Source organism: Flavobacterium sp. CLA17 (assembly GCF_013112255.2).
GTDB lineage: Bacteria > Bacteroidota > Bacteroidia > Flavobacteriales > Flavobacteriaceae > Flavobacterium > Flavobacterium circumlabens.
On the sequence record NZ_CP068294.1, the window covers coordinates 5,494,068 to 5,518,727 of the forward strand.

Here is a 24,660-nt window from a genome sequence, read left to right on the forward strand (position 1 = left end):
AATGTTATCAAATCTTTACCAAATATAATCAAATGTTTACATTAAAAAAACTTTTAGTTAACAATTTGGTAACATTGAACGAAAAATTAACATTAGAAATCAGAAGTATACAAAGAAACCAGTGCTGAGGCACTGGTTTTACTGGTATTTTGGCAAAATATTCAATTTACGATAACGTTGTAAATTTGGTCAATAAATTAGTTCAATAACGAGTCTAACTGCGTTTGAAGCTCTGGAGAAGAGGGTCTGGCAGCATCAGCACTCACTACATTACCCTGCGGATCAATCAAAATAAATCTCGGAATTCCGGTTACCTCATAACTCGTTACAAACGAAGATTTCCAGTCGCTGTCTGAAAACAACTGAATGCCGCCCAGCTGTTTATCGTCTACAAATTTTTTCCATTTTTCATGGTCTTTCTGTACATTAACAGAAACACTGACAAACTCGATATTTTTCCCGTGATATTTTTCTTCCACTTTTTGCAGGAATGGAATTTCAGCTCTGCAAGGTCCGCACCAGGTTGCCCAAAGATCAATATACACATACTTTCCTTTTAGATCTGAAAGTTTCGTTTTTCCGCCCTTGTGATTTTCATAGTCAAATTCAGCCGAAGGTTTTCCAACAAAGCCCTTCATCTTAGCAGCACTTTCATACATCTGTACGGCGTACTGGTTAAACTGCTCGAACGATTTTTTTAGATTTGTTTTAAATTCAGGATCGAAATCACCCTTCTCAATATTTTCCAGGTCAGATTTTGTCTTTCCGTCTAATAAGGATTTAAATTCAGCTGCTTCTTTCGCGAAAGCTTCATTTTGAAATTTCTCATCTTTTAAGGCCTGCTGCGCTAAAAAATTACTTTCGTTGGTTCCTTTACCCTTATATACAATAGTTTCATCAAATTCTTTAGCATTCATTGTCAGGTTTACTTCAGAACCGGGTTTCAAAAACAAAGTAGAAGATTCTACTCCGTCAGAAAAACGATAAAACCCTTTTGGCGCCTCAAAAGTAGCAGCAAAAACTTCTTTTTTATTAATCGGAATGACTTGTTTGAAATTATTAGCTCCTTTTATAACTAAGGTATCACTGTTTCGGTTCGTAATTTTAGCCGTAAATTTGATTGGATTTTTGACTTGCCCGACCACATTCAGGGCACTAAAAAGCAACAAACCAGCAACAAAAAGTTTTCTCATATCTAATATAGTTTTGTTTATAGTGACTCAAAACTAAATAAATTCTCCTTTCAAAATTTACGAATTAACAAAATATTTCATTTTAACACGATCTAGTTGCCTACTTTTCTCTATTATTTTGAATTTTGTGTTTACTTTTGCAATCTAAAATTTTGATCATGTATAGAAGTCATAATTGTGGCGAATTAAACGCCTCAAATATTAATACGGAAGTTACACTAGCGGGTTGGGTTCAAAAATCACGCGATAAAGGATTTATGAACTGGGTTGATTTACGTGACCGTTACGGAATCACACAACTTATTTTCGACGAGAGCCGTTCTGATAAAACTGTTTTTGAACTTGCAAAAACGCTTGGAAGAGAATTTGTAATTCAGGTTAAAGGAACTGTTATTGAGCGTGAAGCCAAAAACAAAAATATTCCTACTGGTGATATCGAAATTTTAGTTTCTGAATTAACTATTTTAAATGCTGCTTTAACACCTCCGTTTACAATTGAAGACGAAACAGATGGCGGGGAAGATATCAGGATGAAATACCGTTACCTGGATATTCGTCGTAATCCGGTAAAAAACAGTTTGCTCTTCCGTCACAAAGTGGCAATGGAAGTTCGTAAATATTTATCTGATTTGGATTTCTGTGAAGTGGAAACTCCTTACCTGATCAAATCAACTCCGGAAGGCGCTCGAGATTTCGTGGTTCCAAGCCGTATGAACGAAGGACAGTTTTATGCATTACCACAATCCCCGCAAACTTTCAAACAGTTATTGATGGTGGGCGGAATGGATAAATATTTCCAGATCGTGAAATGTTTCCGTGACGAAGACTTACGTGCAGACCGTCAGCCTGAGTTTACACAAATCGATTGCGAAATGGCATTTGTGGAGCAGGAAGACATTTTGAATGTTTTTGAAGGACTGACAAGGCACTTGCTAAAAGAAATTAAAGGTATTGAAGTAGACAAATTTCCAAGAATTACCTACGACTATGCCCTGAAAACATATGGAAATGACAAACCGGACATTCGTTTCGGAATGGAATTCGGAGAACTGAACGAATTTGCACAACACAAGGAGTTTCCTGTATTTAATGCTGCGGAATTAGTAGTGGGTATCGCCGTTCCCGGAGCAGGAAACTACACGCGTAAAGAAATTGACGGACTGATTGACTGGGTAAAACGTCCCCAAGTGGGTGCATCAGGAATGGTGTATTCAAAATGCAATGACGACGGAACTTACAAATCATCTGTAGATAAATTTTACGATCAGGATGATTTAGGACAATGGGCAAAAATTACAGGTGCAAAACCAGGAGACATGATTTTTGTACTTTCAGGTCCTGCTGATAAAACCCGCGGACAGCTTTCAGCTCTTCGTATGGAATTAGCAACCCGTTTGGGATTGCGTAAACCAGAAGAATTCGCTCCTCTTTGGGTAGTTGATTTCCCATTATTGGAATTAGACGAAGAAAGCGGCCGTTACCATGCGATGCACCATCCGTTTACCTCTCCTAAACCGGAAGATATGCATTTATTGGAAACACAACCCGGTAAAGTACGTGCCAATGCCTACGATATGGTCTTAAACGGAAATGAAATCGGTGGAGGATCTATTCGTATTCACGACAAAGCAACACAACAATTAATGTTTAAATACTTAGGATTCACCGAAGAAGAAGCAAAAGCACAATTTGGCTTTCTGATGGATGCTTTCCAATTTGGAGCACCGCCTCACGGAGGCTTAGCTTTTGGACTAGACAGATTAGTTGCTATTTTAGGTGGTCAGGAAACCATCCGGGATTTTATTGCGTTCCCGAAAAACAATTCAGGACGTGATGTAATGATTGATGCTCCGGCTAAAATTGATGACGCTCAATTAAAAGAATTACACATAAAAGTAAATTTGGTATAAATTCATTCGGAACGAATAAAATTGCGAGTCTGAAAAAATTATAGAAAACAGAAAATTAGAGGTCAATTTTCATCTTTTATTTCATAATTCAACGCTTCATAAAGTCAAAAAGTTCCTACTTTTTAACATATCTTTAATGATTGCCATTTTAAACTATGACATATCAAAAGAGAAGCAAAATAATTAGTAAAAACACTGTAAATCAATAATTTTTACAAAAAATTAACACCTTGTTGTCTTTTGTATGAATTTATATATTACATTTGCTTTATTATAAATTATTATTACAATTACAATGCGTACAGGTACAGTAAAATTTTTCAATGAATCTAAAGGTTATGGATTCATTACAGACGAAGAAACAGGAAAAGATATCTTCGTTCACGCTTCAGGAATTAACGCGGAAGAATTACGCGAAGGAGACCGTGTAAGCTATGAAGAAGAAGAAGGAAGAAAAGGGAAAGTTGCTGCTAAAGTAGCAGTAATCTAAGAAAAATATAGCAATTTATTTTTTTTGCCTCTGAATGGTTTTAAAACGTTTCGATTTATTTCGAAACGTTTTTTTTTGCTCAAATCTTAAAAAAACAGTAAAAAAAGCAAAAGTTATTTATAATGAATAAAAATTAGACATAAACACTCTTTGCTACCCTACTTAAATCCTTTTTTAGCTTGTGATTTACAGAGTTGGAAGCTATCTTTGTGGCTTATTTTTTAAGTAAAAAACCCTAAGTTTATGCAATCTGATCAATACAGCTATCTTCCTATTTTAATGCAGCTCATTCTTGCTGTTGGTTTTGTGGTAGGAACTATCATTATTTCCGGAAAATTAGGTCCAAAAAGAACCTCTGAGGTGAAAGATAAGAATTTCGAGTGCGGAATCGAATCTGTTGGTAATGCCCGTATTCCTTTTTCGGTAAAATATTTCCTGGTTGCCATTCTTTTCGTATTGTTTGACGTAGAGGTAATTTTCCTTTATCCATGGGCAGTAAACTTTAAAGAATTAGGTATCGAAGGGATGCTGAAAATGATTGTTTTCATGGCTTTGCTTTTAGTTGGATTTTTCTATATCATCAAAAAGAAAGCTTTAGACTGGGAATAATAATTTATGATTTGAGATTTCAGGTTTTAGATTTCTCAAATGGAAGATTTAACGATATTAAAATTTGATTTTAATTTTTTACGATTTACCCAAATCTAAAATCTGAAATCTAAAATCTAAAATAAAAATGAGCGATTCAAAAGTAAATATGGTTGCCCCTCCTGAAGGTGTTGTTGGTGAAGGTTTCTTCGCCACAAAACTAAATGATGTTGTAGGTATGGCTCGTGCGAATTCTCTTTGGCCTTTGCCGTTTGCAACTTCTTGTTGCGGAATCGAGTTTATGGCAACAATGGCTTCCCATTATGATTTGGCAAGATTTGGTTCTGAGCGTGTGAGTTTCTCTCCCCGTCAGGCTGATATGTTAATGGTTATGGGAACTATTTCTAAAAAAATGGCACCCATCTTAAGACAGGTTTACGAACAAATGGCGGAGCCTCGTTGGGTAATTGCTGTCGGAGCCTGTGCTTCATCAGGCGGAATTTTTGACACTTATTCTGTTTTACAGGGAATTGACAAAGTTATTCCGGTTGACGTTTATGTTCCTGGATGTCCTCCAAGACCAGAACAAATTGTTGACGGTGTAATGAAACTACAAGAATTAGTAAGAAGCGAATCTGTAAGACGCAGAAGTTCTCCTGAATACCAGGAATTATTAGCTTCATATAATATTTCATAAAATGGCATTAGAAAATACCCTGATTCAAGATAAACTTACAGAAACATTTGACGCAAGTGTTTTTAACTTTCAGGAGGAAAGAGATATTTTTTCCCTGGAAACAACAGCTGATAAAATCACTTCTTTGATTCTTTTCCTGAAAAATGATGCTGATTTACGATTTCACTTTTTAACGGATTTATGCGGTATTCACTACCCTGATAATGAAGTTGATCGTCAGTTCGCAATCGTATATCATTTACATAACTGGTACGAAAACAAACGTATCAGAATCAAAGTTTACCTAAACGGCGAAAAACCGGAAATAAAAACGATTTCAAATATTTTTCTGAGCGCCAACTGGATGGAAAGAGAAACATACGATTTCTTCGGTGTTAACTTTATTGGTCATCCGCAATTGAAACGTATTTTGAATATGGATGAAATGATCTCTTTTCCAATGCGAAAAGAATTCCCGCTGGAAGACAGTGGAAGAACGGATAAGGATGACAGATTCTTTGGAAGAACAACAACAAATTGCTAAAAAATAAATAATTCAACATTATAAAATGTCAGAACTATTATTACCACCAGAGCATCGCTATGCTAAAATAGTTAAGGATAAACTAAACGAAGACGGAAGCGAGCTTTCCGTTTTGAATTTAGGTCCGACACACCCTGCCACTCACGGTATTTTTCAAAATATCCTGTTGATGGATGGTGAGAGAATTCTTGAAGCTGAACCAACAATCGGTTACATCCACAGAGCTTTCGAAAAAATCGCCGAAAATCGTCCTTTTTATCAAATTACGCCTCTTACAGACCGTATGAACTATTGTTCCTCCCCGATCAACAATATGGGATGGTGGATGACTTTAGAAAAACTACTAAATATTGAAGTTCCTAAAAGAGCCCAGTACCTAAGAGTTATCGTAATGGAATTGGCGCGTATTACCGATCACTTAATCTGTAATTCGATTCTGGGTGTTGATACTGGTGCTTACACCGGTTTCTTATATGTTTTTCAATTTAGAGAAAAAGTTTACGAAATCTACGAAGAAATTTGTGGTGCCCGTTTAACAACAAATATGGGAAGAATCGGTGGTTTCGAAAGAGACTGGTCACCGGAAGCTTTCCGCAAACTGGATGTGTTTTTAAAAGAATTTCCTGTCGCCTGGCAAGAATTTGAAAACCTATTCGAAAGAAACAGAATTTTCCTTGACAGAACCGTAAACGTTGGTGCAATCTCAGCAGAGCAGGCAATGGCTTACGGATTTACAGGTCCGAATTTACGTGCTGCCGGAGTTGATTATGACGTTCGTGTTGCACATCCTTACTCGTCTTACGAAGATTTCGATTTTATTGTTCCTGTTGGAAAATCAGGTGACACATACGACCGTTTCTGTGTTCGTAATGCCGAAGTTCGCGAAAGTTTAAGCATCATTCGTCAGGCTTTAGACAAAATGCCGGCCGGAAACGAATATCACGCAGAAGTTCCGGATTATTACCTTCCTCCAAAAGAAGATGTTTACACTTCTATGGAATCATTAATCTATCACTTTAAAATTGTAATGGGAGAAGTTCCTGTACCGGTTGCAGAAATTTACCACCCTGTTGAAGGAGGAAACGGAGAACTAGGATTCTATTTAGTGACAGACGGAAGCAGAACTCCATACAGATTACATTTCAGAAGACCTTGTTTTATTTATTACCAGGCCTATCCTGAAATGATTAAAGGTGCTTTACTATCAGATGCAATTGTTATTCTGTCCAGTTTAAATGTAATTGCCGGAGAATTAGACGCGTAAAGAAATTGTAGATTTTAGAATTTAGATTGAAAATCTAGGCTTACATAGAATTGAAAAATTCAGGATTGAAGAATCTAAAACTTAAAAAAAGATTGCAGAATATAGATTATAGACAAAGATTTGAAAAAATCCGAAATCTAAAATCCGAAATCTAAAATAAAAAATGGAACGTAAACATTACAAACAAGAAATAAACATGACTGAAGCATTGATGAACCGCATCAATGAATTGATCAGTCATTATCCGGAAGACAAAAGAAAATCAGCTTTGCTGCCTGTTTTGCATGAAGTCCAGGATGCGCATGACAACTGGTTGAGTACGGAATTACAGGATAAAGTTGCTGAAATTTTGCACATCAAACCAATTGAGGTTTATGAAGTGGTTACTTTTTATACCATGTACAACCAAAAACCAATTGGGAAATACATGTTCGAATTTTGCCAGACTTCTTGTTGTTGTTTAAATGGTGCCGAAAATTTAATGGATTATACTTCTGAAAAATTAGGCATTAAAATGGGCGAAACAACTCCGGACGGAATGTTTACCATTGCCGGTGTTGAATGTTTAGGGGCTTGCGGATACGCTCCGATGATGCAGTTAGGTGATTTCTACAAAGAAAAACTGACAGAAGAAAAAATCGATCAGTTAATCGCTGATTGCAGAGACGATAAAATAATATTACACGATAAATAAGATGTCACAAAAAATATTATTAGATAAAATCAATGTTCCGGGTATTAAAACCTATGAAGTTTATCGCCAAAACGGTGGTTATGCTTCTGTAGAAAAAGCTTTGAAAACACTTACGCCGGACGAGGTTGTGGAAGAAGTAAAAAAATCGGGACTTCGTGGCCGTGGTGGTGCAGGTTTCCCTGCCGGAATGAAATGGAGTTTTATTGATAAAAAATCCGGAAAACCAAGACATTTGGTTTGTAATGCCGATGAGTCTGAACCGGGAACTTTCAAAGATCGTTATTTGATGGAATTTATTCCTCACCTTTTGATCGAAGGAATGATTACATCAAGTTTTGCCCTGGGCGCTAACCTATCCTATATCTACATTCGTGGAGAATATATGTGGGTTTTCAAAATATTAGAAAGAGCGATCGCCGAAGCTAAGGCTGCCGGTTGGTTAGGAAAAAATATATTAGGAACAGGTTACGATTTAGAATTATATGTTCACTGTGGAGCCGGAGCTTATATCTGTGGAGAAGAAACTGCACTTATTGAGTCACTGGAAGGCAAAAGAGGAAACCCTCGTATCAAACCACCATTTCCGGCGGTTTCGGGACTTTGGGCAAATCCTACAGTGGTAAACAATGTGGAGACTATCGCGACTGTGCCGTGGATCATCAACAATTCAGGAGATGATTATGCTAAAATTGGAATTGGCCGTTCAACAGGAACTAAATTAATTTCAGCCTCAGGACACATCAAAAACCCGGGAGTTTACGAAATTGAACTAGGTTTAAGTGTTGACGAATTTATGAATTCTGATGAATATTTAGGCGGAATGTCTTCGAGCAGACCTTTGAAAGCATTTGTTCCCGGAGGTTCTTCTGTGCCAATTTTACCAGCTGAATTGATTTTTAAAACAGCAAACGGTGAAGACCGTTTAATGACTTACGAATCTTTAAGTGATGGTGGTTTTGCTACCGGATCTATGTTAGGTTCAGGAGGATTTATCGTGTATAATGATACGGCTTGTGTGGTAAGAAACACCTGGAATTTTGCCCGTTTCTATCACCACGAATCCTGCGGACAATGTACACCTTGCCGTGAAGGAACCGGATGGCTGGAAAAAATATTATGGAGAATCGAAAACGGTCAGGGCCGTGAAGAGGATATCGAATTATTGTGGAGCATTCAAAGCAAAATCGAAGGAAACACGATTTGTCCGCTTGGTGATGCAGCTTCCTGGCCGGTAGCAGCAGCGATTCGTCATTTTAGAGATGAATTTGAATACCACGTTCGTTTCCCGGAAAAAATAAAAAACAGAGATCACTTTGTTGCTGAACCTTTTTCGCAAGTAAAGCATTTGGTTGGCGGTAAAGTAATAATATAGTCAAAAGTTAAAAATAGTTTCAAGTTTCAAGTTTTTTTAGTTTCAGGTTCAACAACCTGAAACTTTAAACCTGAAACTAAAAAAACAAAACAAAGAGATGAAAGTAACCATAGACGGTCAAAGTATAGACGTAGAACCAGGAACAACGATCCTGCAGGCTGCACGTATGATTGGAGGAGATTTAGTTCCGCCAGCCATGTGCTATTACTCCAAATTAAAAGGCAGCGGCGGTAAATGTCGTTGTTGTTTAGTGGAAGTTTCTAAAGGAAGTGAAGCTGACCCAAGACCAATGCCAAAATTAATGGCATCTTGCGTAACAGGATGTATGGACGGAATGGAAGTAAACAGTAAATCTTCAGACAGAGTAACGGAAGCCCGCAAATCTGTAACTGAATTTTTATTGATCAATCACCCATTAGACTGTCCGGTTTGTGATCAGGCTGGTGAATGTGACTTGCAAAACTTAAGTTTTGAGCACGGAAATCCAAAGTCCCGTTTTATTGAAGAAAAAAGAACATTCGAACCGGAAGATATCGGTCCGAATATTCAACTGCATATGAACCGTTGTATCTTATGTCAAAGATGTGTGCAAGTGGCAGATCAACTGACAGACAACAGAGTTCACGGGGTATTAGATCGTGGAGACCACGCTAATATTTCTACCGGAATTTCTAAAGCGATAGACAATGAATTCTCAGGAAACATGATCGATGTTTGTCCGGTTGGGGCGTTGACTGATAAAACTTTCCGTTTTAAATCGAGAGTTTGGTTCAACAAACCTTACAATGCACACAGAGAATGTACTACTCCGGGATGTTGTGGAAAAACTACGGTTTGGATGTTTGGAGGGGAAATTCAACGTGTTACAGGTCGTAAAGACGAATATCATGAGGTTGAAGAATTTATTTGTAACTCTTGCCGTTTCGACCACAAAAATGTAAACGACTGGACAATTGAAGGACCAAGAGAATTTGAAAAAGATTCTGTTATCAATCAAAACAACTACACTCAGAAATTAGAGAAAGTAGAAATCGATACAGAGAAAAATATCCTTTTAGGAAGAGATATTGACCGTAAAAAAATCAGTATGGCTGAAATTCCGTTGAACACTAACAAACAAAACTCTTAACGATGGTAGATGGTGCATTTATTATAGAAAAAAGTGTTGTAATTGTGGTGGTTTTTGCCGTAACAATGATTATGGCCATGTATTCTACCTGGGCTGAACGTAAAGTGGCCGCTTTTTTACAAGACCGTGTCGGACCTAACCGTGCAGGTTGGGGAGGTTTATTACAACCTCTTGCCGATGGTCTGAAATTATTCTCCAAAGAAGAATTTTTCCCGAATACACCTAACAAATTCTTATTTGTTGTGGGTCCGGCAATTGCCATGAGTACTGCTTTAATGACCAGTGCCGTAATTCCGTGGGGAGATCGCTTACATATTTTCGGAAGAGATGTTCTTCTACAGGCTACGGATATCAATATTGGTTTATTGTATTTCTTCGGAGTAGTTTCTGTTGGAGTGTACGGTATCATGATTGGTGGATGGGCCTCTAACAATAAATTCTCTTTGATGGGAGCGGTTCGTGCTGCTTCTCAAATGGTTTCTTATGAAGTGGCCATGGGATTATCGATGATTGCTTTATTGATGATGACGGGAACTTTAAGCTTAAAAGAAATCTCTGAGCAACAGGCAGGAATGAACTGGAATGTGTTTTATCAGCCATTATCTTTCCTGATTTTCCTGATTTGTGCTTTTGCTGAAACTAATAGAACTCCTTTTGATTTGGCGGAATGTGAATCTGAATTAATTGGTGGTTACCATACAGAATATTCCTCTATGAAAATGGGATTCTACTTATTTGCTGAATATGCGAATATGTTTATCTCTGCTACTATTATATCTGTATTGTTTTTCGGAGGTTACAATTATCCGGGAATGCAGTGGATGGTAGAAAACGTTGGCGTTAATACCGCTAACCTTTTGGGAATCGCAGTATTGTTTGTTAAAATATGTTTCTTCATCTTTTTCTATATGTGGGTTCGTTGGACAATTCCAAGATTCAGATATGATCAGTTGATGAATTTAGGTTGGAAAATATTAATTCCGCTTTCAATCGTTAATATCATTATTACCGGAGTTGTTATTTTAAGAAGTGAAATTGCAGCCTTTTTGGGATTTTAAATTTTGAAAGGTGTCGCAAAATGCGACACCTTTCAAAAGAAACGTATTACATGCCATAAGATGAGTCAAATTATTATTCCTAATGAAGTAATTACTAATAAAATATATTTTATTAGAAACCAAAAAGTAATGTTAGACAAAGATCTGGCAGAGCTGTATGAGGTAGAATCAAGGAGACTAAGAGAGCAGGTAAAAAGAAATAGTACAAAATTTCCTGAACATTTTATGTTCAGATTAAATGAAACAGAAGTCGAATTGCTGGTGTCGCAAAATGCGATACCTTCAAAACAAAGTCTAGGAGGTTCATTACCTTATGTTTTTACGGAGCACGGTGTTTTACAATTAGCCAGTGTTCTGAAAAGTGAAAGAGCAACTCAGATGAGTATTAAGATTATTGAGGTTTTTGTGAGTTTAAGAGATTTTTTAACGGACAACCTGAATTTAAAATTAGAAGTTGATATGATTAAGAAAAAATTAATTAATCATGACAAAAATATTGAGTTGGTCTTTACTTATTTAGATGAGTTAATGGACAAACAGGAAAATAAAATTGAAAGAACTAAAATTGGTTATAAAAAATAAATTTCATTAAAAACCAAAATGCCCTAGCCCTGATAGAAGCGGCATCCTTTTATTTTTTTTCTTTAAAAAAATAAAAGATAAAGCGGATAGCAGGATTAAGCTTCAAAATAAAAATTAAAAAAATGTCAATAGAAACTATATCATTATCGGGTAGAAAAAAGATGGTCTCCAATAAGGAGATGACCTTTTTGGAACGTTTGTATCTTGTAGCGATTGTAAAAGGATTATTTATTACGGTAAAGCACTTATTCAGAAAAAAAGTGACGATCCATTATCCGGAACAAGTACGAGAAATGAGTCCTGTATACCGCGGTCAGCACCAATTGAAACGTGATGAGCAAGGTCGTGAAAACTGTACGGCTTGTGGATTATGCGCTTTATCATGTCCTGCTGAAGCCATCACCATGAAAGCTGCCGAGCGTAAAGCTGATGAAAAACATTTGTACAGAGAAGAAAAATATGCATCGATTTATGAAATCAACATGCTTCGTTGTATTTTCTGTGGTTTATGCGAGGAAGCTTGTCCGAAAGATGCCATCTATCTGACTACTTCGAAAGTTTTGGTTCCTTCAAGTTACGAAAGAGAAGATTTCATTTTTGGAAAAGACAGATTAGTGATGCCTCTTGATGTGGCGATCAAAAATGCCCAACTTAATAATGCTAACTAAATGATACATATTCCTGATTTTGCACACGCAACTACTGTACAAATTATATTTTGTTTCTTAGCGTTTATTACGGTAATCACCGCTTTTTTGACCATCTTTAGCAGAAACCCGATTCACAGTGCTATCTATTTAGTAATTTGTTTCTTTTCGATCGCTGGTCATTATTTATTATTAAACTCTCAATTTTTGGCTATCGTACATCTTATTGTATATTCCGGGGCTATTATGATTTTGTTCCTGTTTACGATCATGTTAATGAACCTAAACGAACGCCATCAGGTGCACAGACCCAGAATTACACGTTTGGGTGCCATAGTTTCTTTTTGTCTGATTTGTATTGTGTTGATCGCAATCTTCATCAACTCGAAACCAATTGTTGGAGCATATGATTCTACCGGTGAAGATTTTCAATCGATAAAAGTACTGGGTAAAATATTATTGAACGAATATATGGTTCCGTTTGAATTTGCATCAATTCTGCTTTTAGTAGCGATGATCGGAACTGTATTATTGTCTAAAAAAGAAAAATTAAATAAATAATGGGTAATATATTAAATCAAATAGGTATTGAAAATTACATCTTTTTAAGTGTTGTACTTTTCTGTATTGGTATTTTTGGTGTATTGTACAGACGAAATGCTATTATCGTTTTTATGTCTATCGAAATCATGCTGAATGCGGTTAACCTTTTATTTGTAGCTTTTTCAACCTATCATCAGGATGCACAGGGACAAGTTTTTGTTTTCTTTTCGATGGCAGTTGCCGCGGCTGAAGTTGCAGTAGGATTGGCTATTTTAGTTTCGATCTTTAGAAATTTAGGTTCGATTAGTATCGATAATTTAAAAAATTTAAAAGGATAAATGGAAATGAATACCAATTTAGCTTTAGTTTTAGTATTAGCTCCTTTTTTAGGATTTTTAATCAATGTCTTCTTTGGAAAAAGCTTAGGCAAAACAGTTTCCGGTATCATCGGAACGGCTACAGTATTAGTGTCGTTTGCTGTTACACTTTTCTTTTTCTTTCAGATTACACAAACCAAACAAGCCATTCAAGTAACCTTATTTGACTGGATTCAGATTAGCAATCTTCATATTAATCTCGGATTTTTATTAGATCAGCTGTCCTTACTATGGTTACTTTTTGTAACGGGTATTGGATCATTGATCCATTTATATTCTATCAGCTACATGCACGATGATGAGAATATGCATAAGTTTTTCTCTTATTTAAACTTGTTCGTGTTTTTCATGATTACACTTGTAATAGGAAGTAACTTATTAGTTTTATTTATCGGTTGGGAAGGTGTTGGACTTTGTTCGTATTTATTAATTGGGTTCTGGTATAAAAACCAGGATTACAATGATGCTGCGAAAAAAGCTTTCATCATGAACAGAATTGGAGATTTAGGTCTTTTGATCGGAATGTTTATTCTTGGCTCCATGTTCTCGACTTTAGATTATGGAACTTTAAAAACTGCAATTGCCGGAGCAACTACCTTAAATATTCCATTATTATCATTAGCTGCCTTGTGTTTATTTATTGGTGCTTGTGGTAAATCTGCACAGATTCCGTTATACACCTGGTTACCAGATGCGATGGCAGGACCAACACCGGTTTCTGCGCTGATTCACGCTGCTACGATGGTAACGGCAGGTATCTTTATGGTAACAAGGTTAAATTTCGTATTTGACTTAGCGCCGGATGTTCAGACTGTTATTGCTGTAATTGGAGCTGTGACTTCATTGGTTGCTGCAACAATTGGTTTGGTTCAGACCGATATCAAAAAAGTATTGGCTTATTCGACCGTTTCCCAATTAGGTTTAATGTTTTTAGCCTTAGGATTTGGTGCTTACGAAGTAGCCGTTTTCCACGTAATCACACATGCTTTTTTTAAGGCTTGTTTATTCTTAGGATCCGGATCTGTAATTCATGGTTTACATGGTGAGCAGGATATGCGTAAAATGGGTGGTTTGCGTAAAGCAATGCCAATCACATTCTGGACGATGTTAGTTTCATCATTAGCGATTTCAGGTGTTCCGTTTTTCTCCGGTTTCTTTTCGAAAGATGAAATTTTAATGACCGCTTTCCACCACAGCATTCCATTATACGTGGTTGGATCTATTGCTTCGATCATGACGGCTTTTTATATGTTCCGATTAATGTTCTTAACTTTCTTTAAAGATTTCAGAGGAACAGAAGAACAAAAACATCATTTACATGAAAGTGATGGTCTGATTACTTTCCCTTTAATGATTTTAGCACTATTGGCTACATTCGGCGGATTAATAAGCTTACCGGGAAACAGTTGGTTAAACGACTATTTAGCTCCTCTTTTCACAAAAGTGGCTGGCGAGGAACATCATTTAGGAACAACAGAATATACCCTTATGGGAGTTGCTGTCGCAGGCGGATTGTTAGGTATTTTAATTGCTTACATCAAATACTTTAAACAGGATAATGTTCCGGAATCTGACGAAAATATTACCGGATTAACGAAGGTTTTATATAACAAATATTATGTAGATGAAATCTACGATGCTGTATTTGTGCGCTCTGTAAATGTTTTATCACGATTTTTCAGGGATTATATCGAAACCGGTTTATCTGCCTTTGTTTTCGGACTGGGTAAAGTAACAAATGAAATAGGTTTTCAGGGTAAAAAATTACAAAACGGAAGTATCGGATTATATCTTTTCGCTTTTGTTTTGGGTCTTTGTGCCATTATTTCCTATATATTTTTAGCTCAATAATTTTATAACTATGAACGTTTCTCTTATATTAATTATTCTTTTAATTGGTGCATTTGCCACTTATTTTGTTGGTGACAAACTTGCTTCAAAAGTAGCCTTGTTCTTTAGTTTAGCAGCTTTGGGCTGTTCGCTGGTTTTGTTAAGCCATTTCAATGCGGGCGAAAACATCAGCTTAATCAATGCCTGGATTACACAGCCTAAAATTTCATTTGCTTTAAATGCAGACGGATTAGCGATTGCAATGCTTTTGTTAACTGTGGCTTTAACCCCAATCATTATATTCTCTTCTTTCGGAAATGAATATAAAAATGCAAAAGGTTTTTATGCTCTAATTTTATTTATGGCCTTTGCTATGACAGGAACTTTCCTTGCTGCAGATGGTTTATTATATTATATTTTCTGGGAATTAGCTTTAATTCCAATTTATTTTATTGCGCTGATCTGGGGTAACGGAGATGCTGAGGAACGCAGAAAAGCAGTGGTTAAATTCTTCATTTATACACTTGCCGGTTCCCTGTTTATGTTGGTTGCTTTCATTTATTTATATCAAAAAGCCGGAAGTTTCCTGATTGACGATTTATATAAATTGAATTTATCCGCAACAGAACAGCTTTGGATCTTCCTGGCTTTCTTCTTAGCCTATGCGATTAAAATTCCAATTATTCCTTTCCACACCTGGCAGGCCAACGTGTATCAAAAAGCACCAACTGTTGGAACCATGCTTTTATCCGGTATCATGCTAAAAATGGGATTGTACAGTGTGATCCGTTGGCAATTGCCAATTGCTCCTCTTGCAGCAAAAGAATATATGAATATCTTTATCGCTTTAGGAATTGCCGGCGTAATCTATGGTTCTATCGTAGCTTTGAGACAAAAAGATTTAAAGAAATTATTAGCGTATTCTTCTTTGGCTCACGTTGGATTAATTGCTGCAGGAACTTATACCTTAACTCTTGATGGTTTGCGTGGCGCTGTCCTGCAAATGATTGCTCACGGTTTTGTCGTAGTCGGATTATTCTATGCTGCCGAAATTATCTTCAGAAGATTTGAAACAAGGCAAATTTCTGAATTGGGCGGGATCCGTATTCAGTCTCCGAAATTTACTTCAATGTTTTTAATTTTGGTTTTGGCCTCTGTTGCGTTGCCAAGTACTTTTAATTTTGTTGGAGAATTCACCGTTTTATATAGTCTTTCACAGATTAATGTATGGTTCGCAGTTCTAGGCGGAACCACAATTATCCTGGGAGCGTATTATATGCTTAAGATGTTTCAGAATGTAATGTTGGGAGACGCCAATTCAAAAACATTTGCTGATGTTTCACTAAATGAAGGAATTTCTCTGGTTGCGATTATTGCGGTTTTAATCTTCTTCGGATTTTATCCAAAGCCAATTACAGATTTGATCACGCCAAGTTTAGAGACTATTTTAAACGTTATCAATAAAAATTAATATTTTAAATAAAAATAAATTAGGGCATCATTAGTTTTAGATTTCCTAAATCAAAAAAACAAAAATGAATACATTAATAGCTATAACGGGATTGGGTATTTTCTGCCTATTGTTTGAAATTCTTAATTTAAGGAAAGCCATCGTTCCTTTTACCATTGTTGGACTTTTGGGAGTTTTGGCACTTAATTTTTATGAATTCGGTTCGACAGGAAGTTATTACAATAACATGATTGAAGTGAGTAAATTCTCTACTGCTTTTTCATCATTATTTATTGTGCTGACTATTTTCCTGATAGCCTTAAGTCATAATTTTTATGAAAATCATCAAACCAAAATCTCCGATTTTATTGCTATAAAAGTATTTTTACTAGCAGGAGGTGTAGCGATGGTCTCTTTTGGAAATCTGGCTATGTTTTTCCTGGGAATTGAAATTTTATCCATCGCTTTATACATACTTGCCGCAAGTGATCGTCTGAACTTAAAAAGTAACGAAGCAGGTATGAAGTATTTCTTAATGGGTTCTTTTGCCTCAGGAATTATTCTATTCGGAATCTGTCTGATTTACGGAGCAATGGGAAGTTTTGATGTTGTTGAAATACATGAAAGTTCTTTATCTGCAGAGCTGCCAATCTGGTTTCCAATCGGAATGGTTTTGATGGTCATCGGAATGTTATTTAAAGTAGCTGCTGTACCGTTTCACTTTTGGGCACCGGACGTTTATGAAGGTTCTCCTGCATTAACAACAGCCTTAATGAGTACTCTGGCAAAAGTTATTGCTATTGCAACTTTATACAAATTAGTAAGCGGATTAAATTTAATCCCGTCTCTTGAAAATCAGGATCTGTTAGGAACCTTTGAAATAATTGTTGTAATCGTATCGATGGCTTCTATGACCGTAGGTAATATTATGGCATTGCGTCAGGTAAATGTAAAACGTATGCTGGCTTTCTCAGGAATCTCACATGCAGGATTTATGTTAATGACTTTGTTAAGCGTTGCAACTTCAGCAGGCGTTTTATTATATTACACTGCTGCTTATGCTTTGGCAGGGATTGCTGCTTTCAGCGTTATCTTATATGTTTGTAAAAATCAGGATAACGAAGACATCACCAACTTCCACGGATTAGGAAAAACAAATCCTCTATTGGCCGCTATACTGACAGGTTCCTTATTATCAATGGCAGGAATTCCAATTTTTTCCGGATTTTTTGCTAAATTATTCTTATTCAACGAGACTATTCAGGCCGGATATATTGCTTTGGTTATCGTAGCAGTGATCAACTCCATTATTAGTGTTGGCTATTATTTCAAACTAATCTTAGCCATGTACTCAAAAGAACCAAATGAAGAGCGCACCGGAAAACCTTTCCTTATTTACGCTGTTGCAATTATTTCTATTGTTTTGAATATTGCTTTGGGATTATTTCCTTCTTTAGTTTTAGATTTACTGAAATAGAAATTTCAATCTCCATATATAAAAATCCATCGGTGAGAGCTGATGGATTTTTTATTTTAGCATTACTTTATTCAGAAGAAAAAATCATGTTAAAAAAAATACAGAAACAATTCCACTTCAAAAAAACTCCATATATTTGACTATAATTAAAAGTATTAGAACTATGAACTTCAATTCAAAAAATCCTTTTTTAAGCAACAAGCGTTTTTCATCAAATGCGGTTTCAAAAGCTGAAGAAGTACACCATGCACAGATTATTGACTATAATCAGGAAATGACTTTATCGGGTACTATTAATAAGACTGCCATTTTATTTTTAATCTTATGCGGATCATCCATAATAACGTGGTGGATGGCTTTTAACGGAATGAATGTAATGCTGCCAACGATTGGAGGTGCTATTGTTGGACTTGTTTTAGTTGTAATTTCTGCATTCAAACCGCAGGCTTCTCCTTATTTAGCACCAGGTTATGCCTTGTTTGAAGGTCTGTTTATAGGGGGGATTTCTGCCATTTTTGAGGCCAGATATCCTGGAATCGTAGTCAATGCTGTTGGAGCAACTCTGGTTACTTTCTTAATTTGTCTGGGATTATACAAATTCAAGATTGTAAAAGTGACAGAACAATTTAGATCTGTTGTTATTGCTGCAACCTTAGCTATTGCAACGTATTACTTAATTTCATGGGTAGTATCCATGTTTACCAGCTTCACTCCTGTTCATCATGGAAATTCTTTAATGAGTATTGGAATTAGCGTTTTCGTAATTATCATAGCGGCCTTAAATATATTTCTGGATTTCGACCAGATCGAAAAAGGAGTACAACAAAAAATGCCGAAATTTATGGAATGGTACGGTGCAATGGGATTAGTGATCACACTGGTTTGGTTGTATATTGAATTCCTGAGATTACTTTCAAAACTATCAAGCAAAGACTAATTTCTTTACTTCCTTCTCATAAAAAAAAGAGCCTTTTTGAAATTCAAAAAGGCTCTTTTTTCGTTTAAAATTGAAATTAATACCTTTCTTCTATTTTTTCAATTATTGGAATAAATTCATCCATTTGAATTAAATCGGTGACACTATCTCTACTTTATTGTTTAAAAATATAACTCAGTCCTCTACAAAAATCGATTTTTAGAACGGTATTCAAATTCATTTTAGTCCAAATTTGATTTTAGAACTGATTTCTAATCCAAAAAACCCTTACAGCTTTAATAATTTAACAGTATTTTTCTTTTTATTTTTAAAAGTTTAATATTTCTTCAAATTTTGGTTTCTTACATTATTTTTTCAGTATCAATGATTTGGGAAAATTTAAAAGGTGTAGTAAAAATAATACTTCAGAAAGATTTATTTGAATATGTAATAAATTACAATTAATGCAATTTATTACATATAACCTATTCAAAATATGATTTTTTTATTATAAATGTTTTTTTTTGCTAAATATATTTTGAATATCGAAATTTTATATACTTTTGTGTAATCGATTACAATTTAAATTTGTAGTTGATACTAAAAACCACAAAAAACCACTTTTGATTATTTACTAACTTTAAAAACTAACCACTATGAAAAAAAACTTACTTTTTCTGGCTGCTTTTCTCTTAGCAATTCAGACATGGGCACAACAAGTTCAAATTACTGAATCTTCCGGATGGCTCGAATCAGCTTTTGTAAAATGGCAACCCGTTAGCAATGCTCAAAGCTACAATGTGTATTATACGGGTCAGGGAATCACCGATCAAAAAATAGACAATCAGCTGATTAGAAGTTATGGGAGTTATTTCCGTGCTGACATTCCGGGCCTTAAAGCAGGATCTTACACCGTAAAAGTAAAACCGGTAATTTCGGGAACAGAAGGAACCGGCAGCACAACAGGTAATTTGACAGTTGCGGCCCAAGATCGTAATGGATTCGCTTTTGATAGCGGAAGAGTTCCGGGAGGCTACAAAATTGATGGAACTCCAAAAGATAACGCTGTAATCGTATACATCACGCAGAATACCAAAAATACGGTTTCTATGAATATTACAGGAGCCAGCGCAAATCCTTGTGTTGGACTGCAAAACATATTATACGCAATAAAAAAAGGTCAGGACACGCGCCCTTTTATCTTCCGTCTCATCGGAAACATTACGGATCTGACCGTGATGGAAGGAGGTGACATTGTAATAGAAAACGCCAATAATGCTTCGAGTTATGTCACTTTTGAGGGTGTTGGAACTGATGCAGTTGCCAATGGCTGGGGAGTTCGTCTTAAATCAGCTTCCAACATTGAAGTCAGTAATCTGGGCTTTATGAATTGTAACAGTACTGCCGGAGATAATGTTGGAATGCAGCAAAATAATGATCACGTTTGGGTACACAATTGCGACTTATTCTACGGAGACGCCGGTAGCGATGCAGATCAGATAAAAGGTGATGGTGCTTTAGATAATAAAACATCAACTTACATTACATTATCATACAATCACTTTTGGGATAGTGGAAAAGCGAGTTTACTAGGATTAAGCGAAGGAACAACAGCCGGTTTGTACATTACCTATCATCACAACTGGTTCGACCATTCGGATTCACGTCATCCGCGTGTTCGCTACTATTCGGCTCACATTTACAACAATTACTTTGATGGTGTTTCCAAATATGGCTCTGGTTCTACCCTAGGTTCTTCCCTGTTTGTAGAAGGCAATTATTTCAGAAACAGTAAAAATCCTTTGCTAACTTCGCTTCAGGGCACTGATATTTGGGACGAAGCCAATCAGGTAAATAATGCCGGAACAATGGGAACATTTTCTGGTGAAGCCGGAGGCTCGATCAAAGCTTTCAACAATACCTTTGATGCTGATATTGCTACTAACAACATGCGTTTTGTAGCCTACGGAGATACTAATCCGCTTTATAATATTTCCGGGAAAATCAGCTCTACTACCGACTTTGATGCTTACGTAGCCTCATCAAGAGGTGAAGTAGTGAGCAGCAATGTGAAATCAAAATCGGGAGCCAATACCTATAACAATTTCGATACTAATGCAGCATTATATGTTAAAAATTTAACGGTAGAACAACCTGCTGCAGCCAAAACAAAAACAGTTCAATATTCCGGGCGTGTTTCCGGTGGTGATTTAAAATGGACTTTTAACAACGCAACAGATGACAAATCGTCTCTTGTAATTACAGCGTTAAAATCAGCACTTACCAACTATTCAGGCACATTAGTTTCCATACAGGGAGAATCAAATCCACCTGCCGGTTCACAAACCCTGACTTCAACTTCAAACAATAACCAATCCGTAACAAGTGGTTCTGCTATAGGGGCAATCGTATTTACCTGGGGAGGAACTGCTACAGACGCAACCGTAACAGGATTGCCTGCATCCGGAATAAGTTTTGTCAAAAATACAACGGCCAAAACCATTACAATTACGGGAACACCAACCACAACAATATCGTATTCGATTGCCACAACCGGTACTTCAGGTTCGCCAGCTACAGGTTCAGGAACAATAACGGTTACAGCAGCCGGTAATCAAACACTGACTTCAACAAGCAATAACAACCAGACTGTAGCAAGCGGTGCTGCAATTGGCTCTATTGTCTTCACTTGGGGCGGTAATGCAACAGATGCTACTGTAACTGGTTTACCGGCATCCGGAATTAGCTTTGTAAAAAACACTACGGCTAAAACCATTACAATTACAGGAACGCCAACGGCAACAGTATCGTATTCAATTGCTACAACAGGAACTGCAGGTACACCTGCAACAGGTTCCGGAACCATAACCGTTACCACTGGCGGAGGTTCATCCGGAAATCAAATCCATAATTTTACTACGTCCGGAAAAACAAGTTCTTTTTATACCATCACAGGAAATATGAACTCTACAGCAGGATCTGTAACTTATGCCGGATTAACCCTGACAGCTCGTTTAAAAATTGAATCCAGTACTTCTATCACGTACACCACAACTGCCGCTTCTACTTTAACTTTGGTCTTTGATGCTAATTTTACCGGAACAATAAAAGTAAACAATGTCTCTTACACTGCTGCTGCGGGAATTGTTACAGCATCTATTCCTGCCGGAACAAATACGATTACCAAAGGATCAGTCGCCAATTTATTTTACATCAGTACGGCATATAGCGGTGGAACTTTACGTGTTTCACAAAACGAGGCAAAACAAACTGAGACTGTAAAAACAGTAGTATATCCGAATCCTGTTTCAGAAACTTTGTATGTTTCAAATTCAGGGCAATCTATAGAAAAAGTTGAAATTTATAATATGTCAGCTTCCTTAGTTAAAACTTCAGGGAAAAACACTGAAGCACTCGATGTAAGCAATTTAAGTCCCGGAACCTATTTTGCTAAAATACACACTTCAGAGAGCACTTTTACCCAAACTATTATCAAGAAATAACACCTCAGAAACAGTAAAAAGAAAAAGGCTTCCAAAAATTTTGGAAGCCTTTTTTAGTATTGAAATCAGAATACTACAAATCAAATTTAATTCCTTGTGCCAATGGCAGACTAGTAGTATAATTGATGGTATTCGTCTGGCGTCTCATGTATATTTTCCAGGCATCCGAACCTGATTCGCGACCGCCTCCAGTTTCTTTTTCTCCTCCAAAAGCGCCTCCGATTTCAGCTCCGGAAGTTCCAATGTTTACATTGGCAATTCCACAGTCAGATCCTGTAACCGAAAGAAATCTTTCTGCTTCGCGTAAATTATTGGTCATAATTGCCGATGATAATCCTTGTGCTACTCCGTTTTGAAGATCAATTGCATTCTCTACTTCTCCGGAATATTTTACTAAATATAAAACCGGGGCAAACGTTTCGTGCTGCACAATTTGAAATGAATTCTGAGCTTCTGCAATTGCCGGTTTTACATAACAGCCACTTTCGTAACCTTCTCCAGAAAGCACTCCGCCTTCTACAAGAATATTTCCGCCTTCAGCTACTACTTTATTCAGAGCCTGTGCATACATCGCTACAGCATGGGTATCAATTAGCGGTCCGACATGATTATTTTCGTCAAGCGGATTTCCGATTCTTAATTGTTTGTAAGCGGCTACCAGAGCATCTCTTACTTTGTCATAAATACTTTCGTGAATAATTAGCCTTCTTGTTGAAGTACAACGTTGTCCTGCAGTTCCTACAGCTCCAAAAACGGCACCGATAACTGTCATTTTGATATCAGCATCCGGTGTAACTATAATGGCATTATTTCCTCCTAATTCTAATAATGATTTTCCTAAACGACCTGCAACGGTTTGTGCGACGATTTTTCCCATTCGGGTTGAACCTGTAGCTGAAATCAATGGAATACGGGTATCAGCCGTCATTAATTCTCCTATTTTGTAATCGCCATTGATCAGACATGAAATTCCTTCCGGCAAATTATTTTCTTTGATCACCTGCGCGATAATATTTTGACAGGCAATTCCACAGAGCGGTGTTTTCTCTGAAGGTTTCCAAACGCATACATCTCCTGAAATCCAGGCCAAAGCGGTATTCCACGCCCAGACTGCAACCGGAAAGTTAAATGCGGAAATAATTCCAACAACTCCCAATGAGTGGTATTGCTCGTACATACGGTGTCCGGGTCTTTCGGAATGCATTGTTAATCCGTGAAGCTGACGTGATAAACCCACTGCAAAGTCGCAGATATCAATCATTTCCTGTACTTCGCCGTAACCTTCCTGCAGCGATTTTCCCATTTCATACGAAACCAATTTACCAAGCGCTTCTTTGTTTTGGCGTAATTTCTCTCCAAACTGACGCACAATTTCACCACGTTGCGGAGCCGGAATTAACCTAAAAGTTTTGAAAGCAGTTGTTGCCGACTGCATTACTTTTTCATAATCTTCAGCCGTTGATGTTTTCACGGAAGCAATTAATTTTCCATCCACCGGTGAATAACTTTCCAGGATTTCTCCCGATGAAAAGTTCTGCAAACCTGTAGATGTTCCTTCATTTATTGTTTTGATGCCCAATTTTTCCAGAGCCTCATTCATTCCAAATTGTGATGCTATTGTTGTCATTGTAACTTTTTTAGTTAAAATTGTTATATTTTTTTGTAAAGATATTGTTTCGAGTTGAATTTTGATTTAATTAAACAAGAAATTGTATAATGTATCTTCCATCAAATTATTCGTTTTCTTCTTTTAATTAATAAAATCAAAATTATTATCAGAAGAAAAATGGTGATACCAAATAAAACATAGATTTTTAAATTCTTTCGTCTTAAGCTTTCTTCAAAAGAATTTTTTACCAAATCAATTTGATATCCAATGTTGTTTTGAAGTTTAAAAACTCTTATTTTCTGTTTGTCTTTACTATCCTCTTTTTGTATATCATCTAATGTAATTAATTCCTCTTTTGCAACATTTTCCAATAAATCAGTTCTCGAACAAATAGAACAATTAAGAACATAACCTTCTCTTCCAGCATAAATTAAATATTCATAGCCTACACCAAAGCGAAAGTCACAAGCTGCCTCGTCTATATATAATATTGTTCTGTAATCTCTATTTGGATAAATTTCGCCTTTAAATGATTTCTTAATTTTAACTGTAAATGAATACAATTTTCCACCATAATCGTCATAAAGCAAACTATCAACCTTAATCACTTTGCCAATAAAGACCTGCTGTGCAATTTCCCAATTTTTTTCGATTGAAGGTTTCTCTACACAATCACAACAATAAGCATTTGAAGTAATTAAACTCAAAAAAAAGAGTAAGAATATTTTTTTCATTTGTGAAACTTTATTTAGGTCAAAGTAAATTTAGGATTAAATAAAATGAATTAAAGAATTACACATCAATTTAT

General features: G+C 36.3%; 22 protein-coding genes. 19 read left to right on the forward strand and 3 right to left on the reverse strand.

Going from position 1 to position 24,660, the window contains the following annotated elements:
- Window positions 1-197: 197 nt before the first annotated feature.
- Window positions 198-1,193 (reverse strand): TlpA disulfide reductase family protein, encoded by a 996-nt coding sequence (locus tag HAV12_RS22710; protein ID WP_171571584.1) that lies wholly within the window; start codon window positions 1,191-1,193, stop codon window positions 198-200.
- A 158-nt stretch (window positions 1,194-1,351) separates the two neighbouring features.
- Here HAV12_RS22710 and aspS point away from each other — a divergent pair, with 158 nt between their 5' ends.
- The 19 genes from aspS to HAV12_RS22805 all read left to right on the forward strand — a co-directional run bounded on the left by aspS (window position 1,352) and on the right by HAV12_RS22805 (window position 22,243).
- A complete protein-coding gene (gene aspS, locus HAV12_RS22715) occupies window positions 1,352-3,103 on the forward strand; it encodes an aspartate--tRNA ligase (protein WP_171571585.1) in 1,752 nt (583 codons plus the stop codon).
- A gap of 295 nt (window positions 3,104-3,398) precedes the next feature.
- Window positions 3,399-3,593: a cold-shock protein gene (locus tag HAV12_RS22720; RefSeq protein WP_007137066.1), complete on the forward strand. Its 195-nt coding sequence runs from the start codon at window positions 3,399-3,401 to the stop codon at window positions 3,591-3,593.
- 243 nt (window positions 3,594-3,836) lie between these two features.
- Window positions 3,837-4,202, forward strand: a complete 366-nt coding sequence (locus tag HAV12_RS22725) for an NADH-quinone oxidoreductase subunit A (protein WP_007809098.1) — start codon at window positions 3,837-3,839, stop codon at window positions 4,200-4,202.
- A gap of 127 nt (window positions 4,203-4,329) precedes the next feature.
- On the forward strand, window positions 4,330-4,878 hold the full coding sequence (locus tag HAV12_RS22730; RefSeq protein WP_127338250.1) for an NADH-quinone oxidoreductase subunit B: 549 nt from the start codon (window positions 4,330-4,332) through the stop codon (window positions 4,876-4,878).
- A 1-nt stretch (window position 4,879) separates the two neighbouring features.
- Window positions 4,880-5,401, forward strand: coding sequence for an NADH-quinone oxidoreductase subunit C (locus HAV12_RS22735; RefSeq protein WP_171571586.1), 522 nt, complete (start codon window positions 4,880-4,882; stop codon window positions 5,399-5,401).
- 25 nt (window positions 5,402-5,426) lie between these two features.
- On the forward strand, window positions 5,427-6,665 hold the full coding sequence (locus HAV12_RS22740; RefSeq protein WP_171571587.1) for an NADH-quinone oxidoreductase subunit D: 1,239 nt from the start codon (window positions 5,427-5,429) through the stop codon (window positions 6,663-6,665).
- 163 nt (window positions 6,666-6,828) lie between these two features.
- Window positions 6,829-7,359, forward strand: a complete 531-nt coding sequence (locus HAV12_RS22745; protein WP_047774917.1) for an NAD(P)H-dependent oxidoreductase subunit E — start codon at window positions 6,829-6,831, stop codon at window positions 7,357-7,359.
- A 1-nt stretch (window position 7,360) separates the two neighbouring features.
- Window positions 7,361-8,731 (forward strand): NADH-quinone oxidoreductase subunit NuoF, encoded by a 1,371-nt coding sequence (nuoF, locus tag HAV12_RS22750; protein WP_171571588.1) that lies wholly within the window; start codon window positions 7,361-7,363, stop codon window positions 8,729-8,731.
- A 97-nt stretch (window positions 8,732-8,828) separates the two neighbouring features.
- Window positions 8,829-9,860, forward strand: a complete 1,032-nt coding sequence (locus HAV12_RS22755) for a 2Fe-2S iron-sulfur cluster-binding protein (protein ID WP_171571589.1) — start codon at window positions 8,829-8,831, stop codon at window positions 9,858-9,860.
- Window positions 9,861-9,862: 2 nt separating this feature from the next.
- Complete coding sequence (nuoH, locus tag HAV12_RS22760) at window positions 9,863-10,918, forward strand: NADH-quinone oxidoreductase subunit NuoH (RefSeq protein WP_171571590.1); 1,056 nt, start codon at window positions 9,863-9,865, stop codon at window positions 10,916-10,918.
- Window positions 10,919-10,978: 60 nt separating this feature from the next.
- Window positions 10,979-11,500 (forward strand): ORF6N domain-containing protein, encoded by a 522-nt coding sequence (locus HAV12_RS22765; protein ID WP_171571591.1) that lies wholly within the window; start codon window positions 10,979-10,981, stop codon window positions 11,498-11,500.
- A gap of 122 nt (window positions 11,501-11,622) precedes the next feature.
- The gene (locus HAV12_RS22770; RefSeq protein WP_127338242.1) at window positions 11,623-12,168 is read left to right on the forward strand and encodes an NADH-quinone oxidoreductase subunit I; all 546 of its coding nucleotides are present in this window, start codon (window positions 11,623-11,625) and stop codon (window positions 12,166-12,168) included.
- Window positions 12,169-12,708 carry an NADH-quinone oxidoreductase subunit J gene (locus HAV12_RS22775; RefSeq protein ID WP_127338241.1) on the forward strand — a complete coding sequence of 180 codons (540 nt, stop codon included), beginning with the start codon at window positions 12,169-12,171 and terminating at the stop codon, window positions 12,706-12,708.
- On the forward strand, window positions 12,708-13,028 hold the full coding sequence (gene nuoK, locus HAV12_RS22780) for an NADH-quinone oxidoreductase subunit NuoK (protein ID WP_017494599.1): 321 nt from the start codon (window positions 12,708-12,710) through the stop codon (window positions 13,026-13,028). The genes HAV12_RS22775 and nuoK overlap by 1 nt, the downstream gene beginning before the upstream one ends.
- 6 nt (window positions 13,029-13,034) lie before the next feature.
- Window positions 13,035-14,918: an NADH-quinone oxidoreductase subunit L gene (nuoL, locus tag HAV12_RS22785; RefSeq protein ID WP_171571592.1), complete on the forward strand. Its 1,884-nt coding sequence runs from the start codon at window positions 13,035-13,037 to the stop codon at window positions 14,916-14,918.
- Between the two features lie 10 nt (window positions 14,919-14,928).
- Entirely contained in the window at window positions 14,929-16,368 is a 1,440-nt protein-coding gene (locus tag HAV12_RS22790; protein WP_171571593.1) for a NuoM family protein, read from the forward strand.
- Window positions 16,369-16,432: 64 nt separating this feature from the next.
- A complete protein-coding gene (locus tag HAV12_RS22795) occupies window positions 16,433-17,824 on the forward strand; it encodes an NADH-quinone oxidoreductase subunit N (protein ID WP_171571594.1) in 1,392 nt (463 codons plus the stop codon).
- Window positions 17,825-17,987: 163 nt separating this feature from the next.
- Window positions 17,988-18,761 carry a Bax inhibitor-1/YccA family protein gene (locus tag HAV12_RS22800; RefSeq protein ID WP_171571595.1) on the forward strand — a complete coding sequence of 258 codons (774 nt, stop codon included), beginning with the start codon at window positions 17,988-17,990 and terminating at the stop codon, window positions 18,759-18,761.
- Between the two features lie 635 nt (window positions 18,762-19,396).
- Window positions 19,397-22,243 carry a T9SS type A sorting domain-containing protein gene (locus HAV12_RS22805; protein ID WP_171571596.1) on the forward strand — a complete coding sequence of 949 codons (2,847 nt, stop codon included), beginning with the start codon at window positions 19,397-19,399 and terminating at the stop codon, window positions 22,241-22,243.
- Between the two features lie 73 nt (window positions 22,244-22,316).
- Here the strand turns inward: HAV12_RS22805 and HAV12_RS22810 are convergent, their stop codons facing one another.
- Together HAV12_RS22810 and HAV12_RS22815 are read right to left on the reverse strand one after the other, a co-directional pair.
- Window positions 22,317-23,870, reverse strand: coding sequence for an aldehyde dehydrogenase family protein (locus tag HAV12_RS22810; protein WP_171571597.1), 1,554 nt, complete (start codon window positions 23,868-23,870; stop codon window positions 22,317-22,319).
- 101 nt (window positions 23,871-23,971) lie between these two features.
- A complete protein-coding gene (locus HAV12_RS22815; protein ID WP_171571598.1) occupies window positions 23,972-24,586 on the reverse strand; it encodes a hypothetical protein in 615 nt (204 codons plus the stop codon).
- Window positions 24,587-24,660: the final 74 nt, after the last annotated feature.

Coding starts and splice junctions, on each gene's coding strand:
- aspS (WP_171571585.1), top strand. CDS start 1,352: ATGTATAGAAGTCATAATTGTGGCGAATTAAACGCCTCAAATATTAAT.
- HAV12_RS22745 (WP_047774917.1), top strand. CDS start 6,829: ATGGAACGTAAACATTACAAACAAGAAATAAACATGACTGAAGCATTG.
- HAV12_RS22810 (WP_171571597.1), bottom strand. CDS start 23,870: ATGACAACAATAGCATCACAATTTGGAATGAATGAGGCTCTGGAAAAA.
- HAV12_RS22755 (WP_171571589.1), top strand. CDS start 8,829: ATGAAAGTAACCATAGACGGTCAAAGTATAGACGTAGAACCAGGAACA.
- HAV12_RS22805 (WP_171571596.1), top strand. CDS start 19,397: ATGAAAAAAAACTTACTTTTTCTGGCTGCTTTTCTCTTAGCAATTCAG.
- nuoH (WP_171571590.1), top strand. CDS start 9,863: ATGGTAGATGGTGCATTTATTATAGAAAAAAGTGTTGTAATTGTGGTG.
- HAV12_RS22770 (WP_127338242.1), top strand. CDS start 11,623: ATGTCAATAGAAACTATATCATTATCGGGTAGAAAAAAGATGGTCTCC.
- HAV12_RS22725 (WP_007809098.1), top strand. CDS start 3,837: ATGCAATCTGATCAATACAGCTATCTTCCTATTTTAATGCAGCTCATT.
- HAV12_RS22710 (WP_171571584.1), bottom strand. CDS start 1,193: ATGAGAAAACTTTTTGTTGCTGGTTTGTTGCTTTTTAGTGCCCTGAAT.
- HAV12_RS22795 (WP_171571594.1), top strand. CDS start 16,433: ATGAATACATTAATAGCTATAACGGGATTGGGTATTTTCTGCCTATTG.
- HAV12_RS22765 (WP_171571591.1), top strand. CDS start 10,979: ATGAGTCAAATTATTATTCCTAATGAAGTAATTACTAATAAAATATAT.
- nuoF (WP_171571588.1), top strand. CDS start 7,361: ATGTCACAAAAAATATTATTAGATAAAATCAATGTTCCGGGTATTAAA.
- HAV12_RS22735 (WP_171571586.1), top strand. CDS start 4,880: ATGGCATTAGAAAATACCCTGATTCAAGATAAACTTACAGAAACATTT.
- HAV12_RS22775 (WP_127338241.1), top strand. CDS start 12,169: ATGATACATATTCCTGATTTTGCACACGCAACTACTGTACAAATTATA.
- HAV12_RS22740 (WP_171571587.1), top strand. CDS start 5,427: ATGTCAGAACTATTATTACCACCAGAGCATCGCTATGCTAAAATAGTT.
- HAV12_RS22730 (WP_127338250.1), top strand. CDS start 4,330: ATGAGCGATTCAAAAGTAAATATGGTTGCCCCTCCTGAAGGTGTTGTT.
- nuoL (WP_171571592.1), top strand. CDS start 13,035: ATGAATACCAATTTAGCTTTAGTTTTAGTATTAGCTCCTTTTTTAGGA.
- HAV12_RS22800 (WP_171571595.1), top strand. CDS start 17,988: ATGAACTTCAATTCAAAAAATCCTTTTTTAAGCAACAAGCGTTTTTCA.
- HAV12_RS22790 (WP_171571593.1), top strand. CDS start 14,929: ATGAACGTTTCTCTTATATTAATTATTCTTTTAATTGGTGCATTTGCC.
- nuoK (WP_017494599.1), top strand. CDS start 12,708: ATGGGTAATATATTAAATCAAATAGGTATTGAAAATTACATCTTTTTA.
- HAV12_RS22720 (WP_007137066.1), top strand. CDS start 3,399: ATGCGTACAGGTACAGTAAAATTTTTCAATGAATCTAAAGGTTATGGA.
- HAV12_RS22815 (WP_171571598.1), bottom strand. CDS start 24,586: ATGAAAAAAATATTCTTACTCTTTTTTTTGAGTTTAATTACTTCAAAT.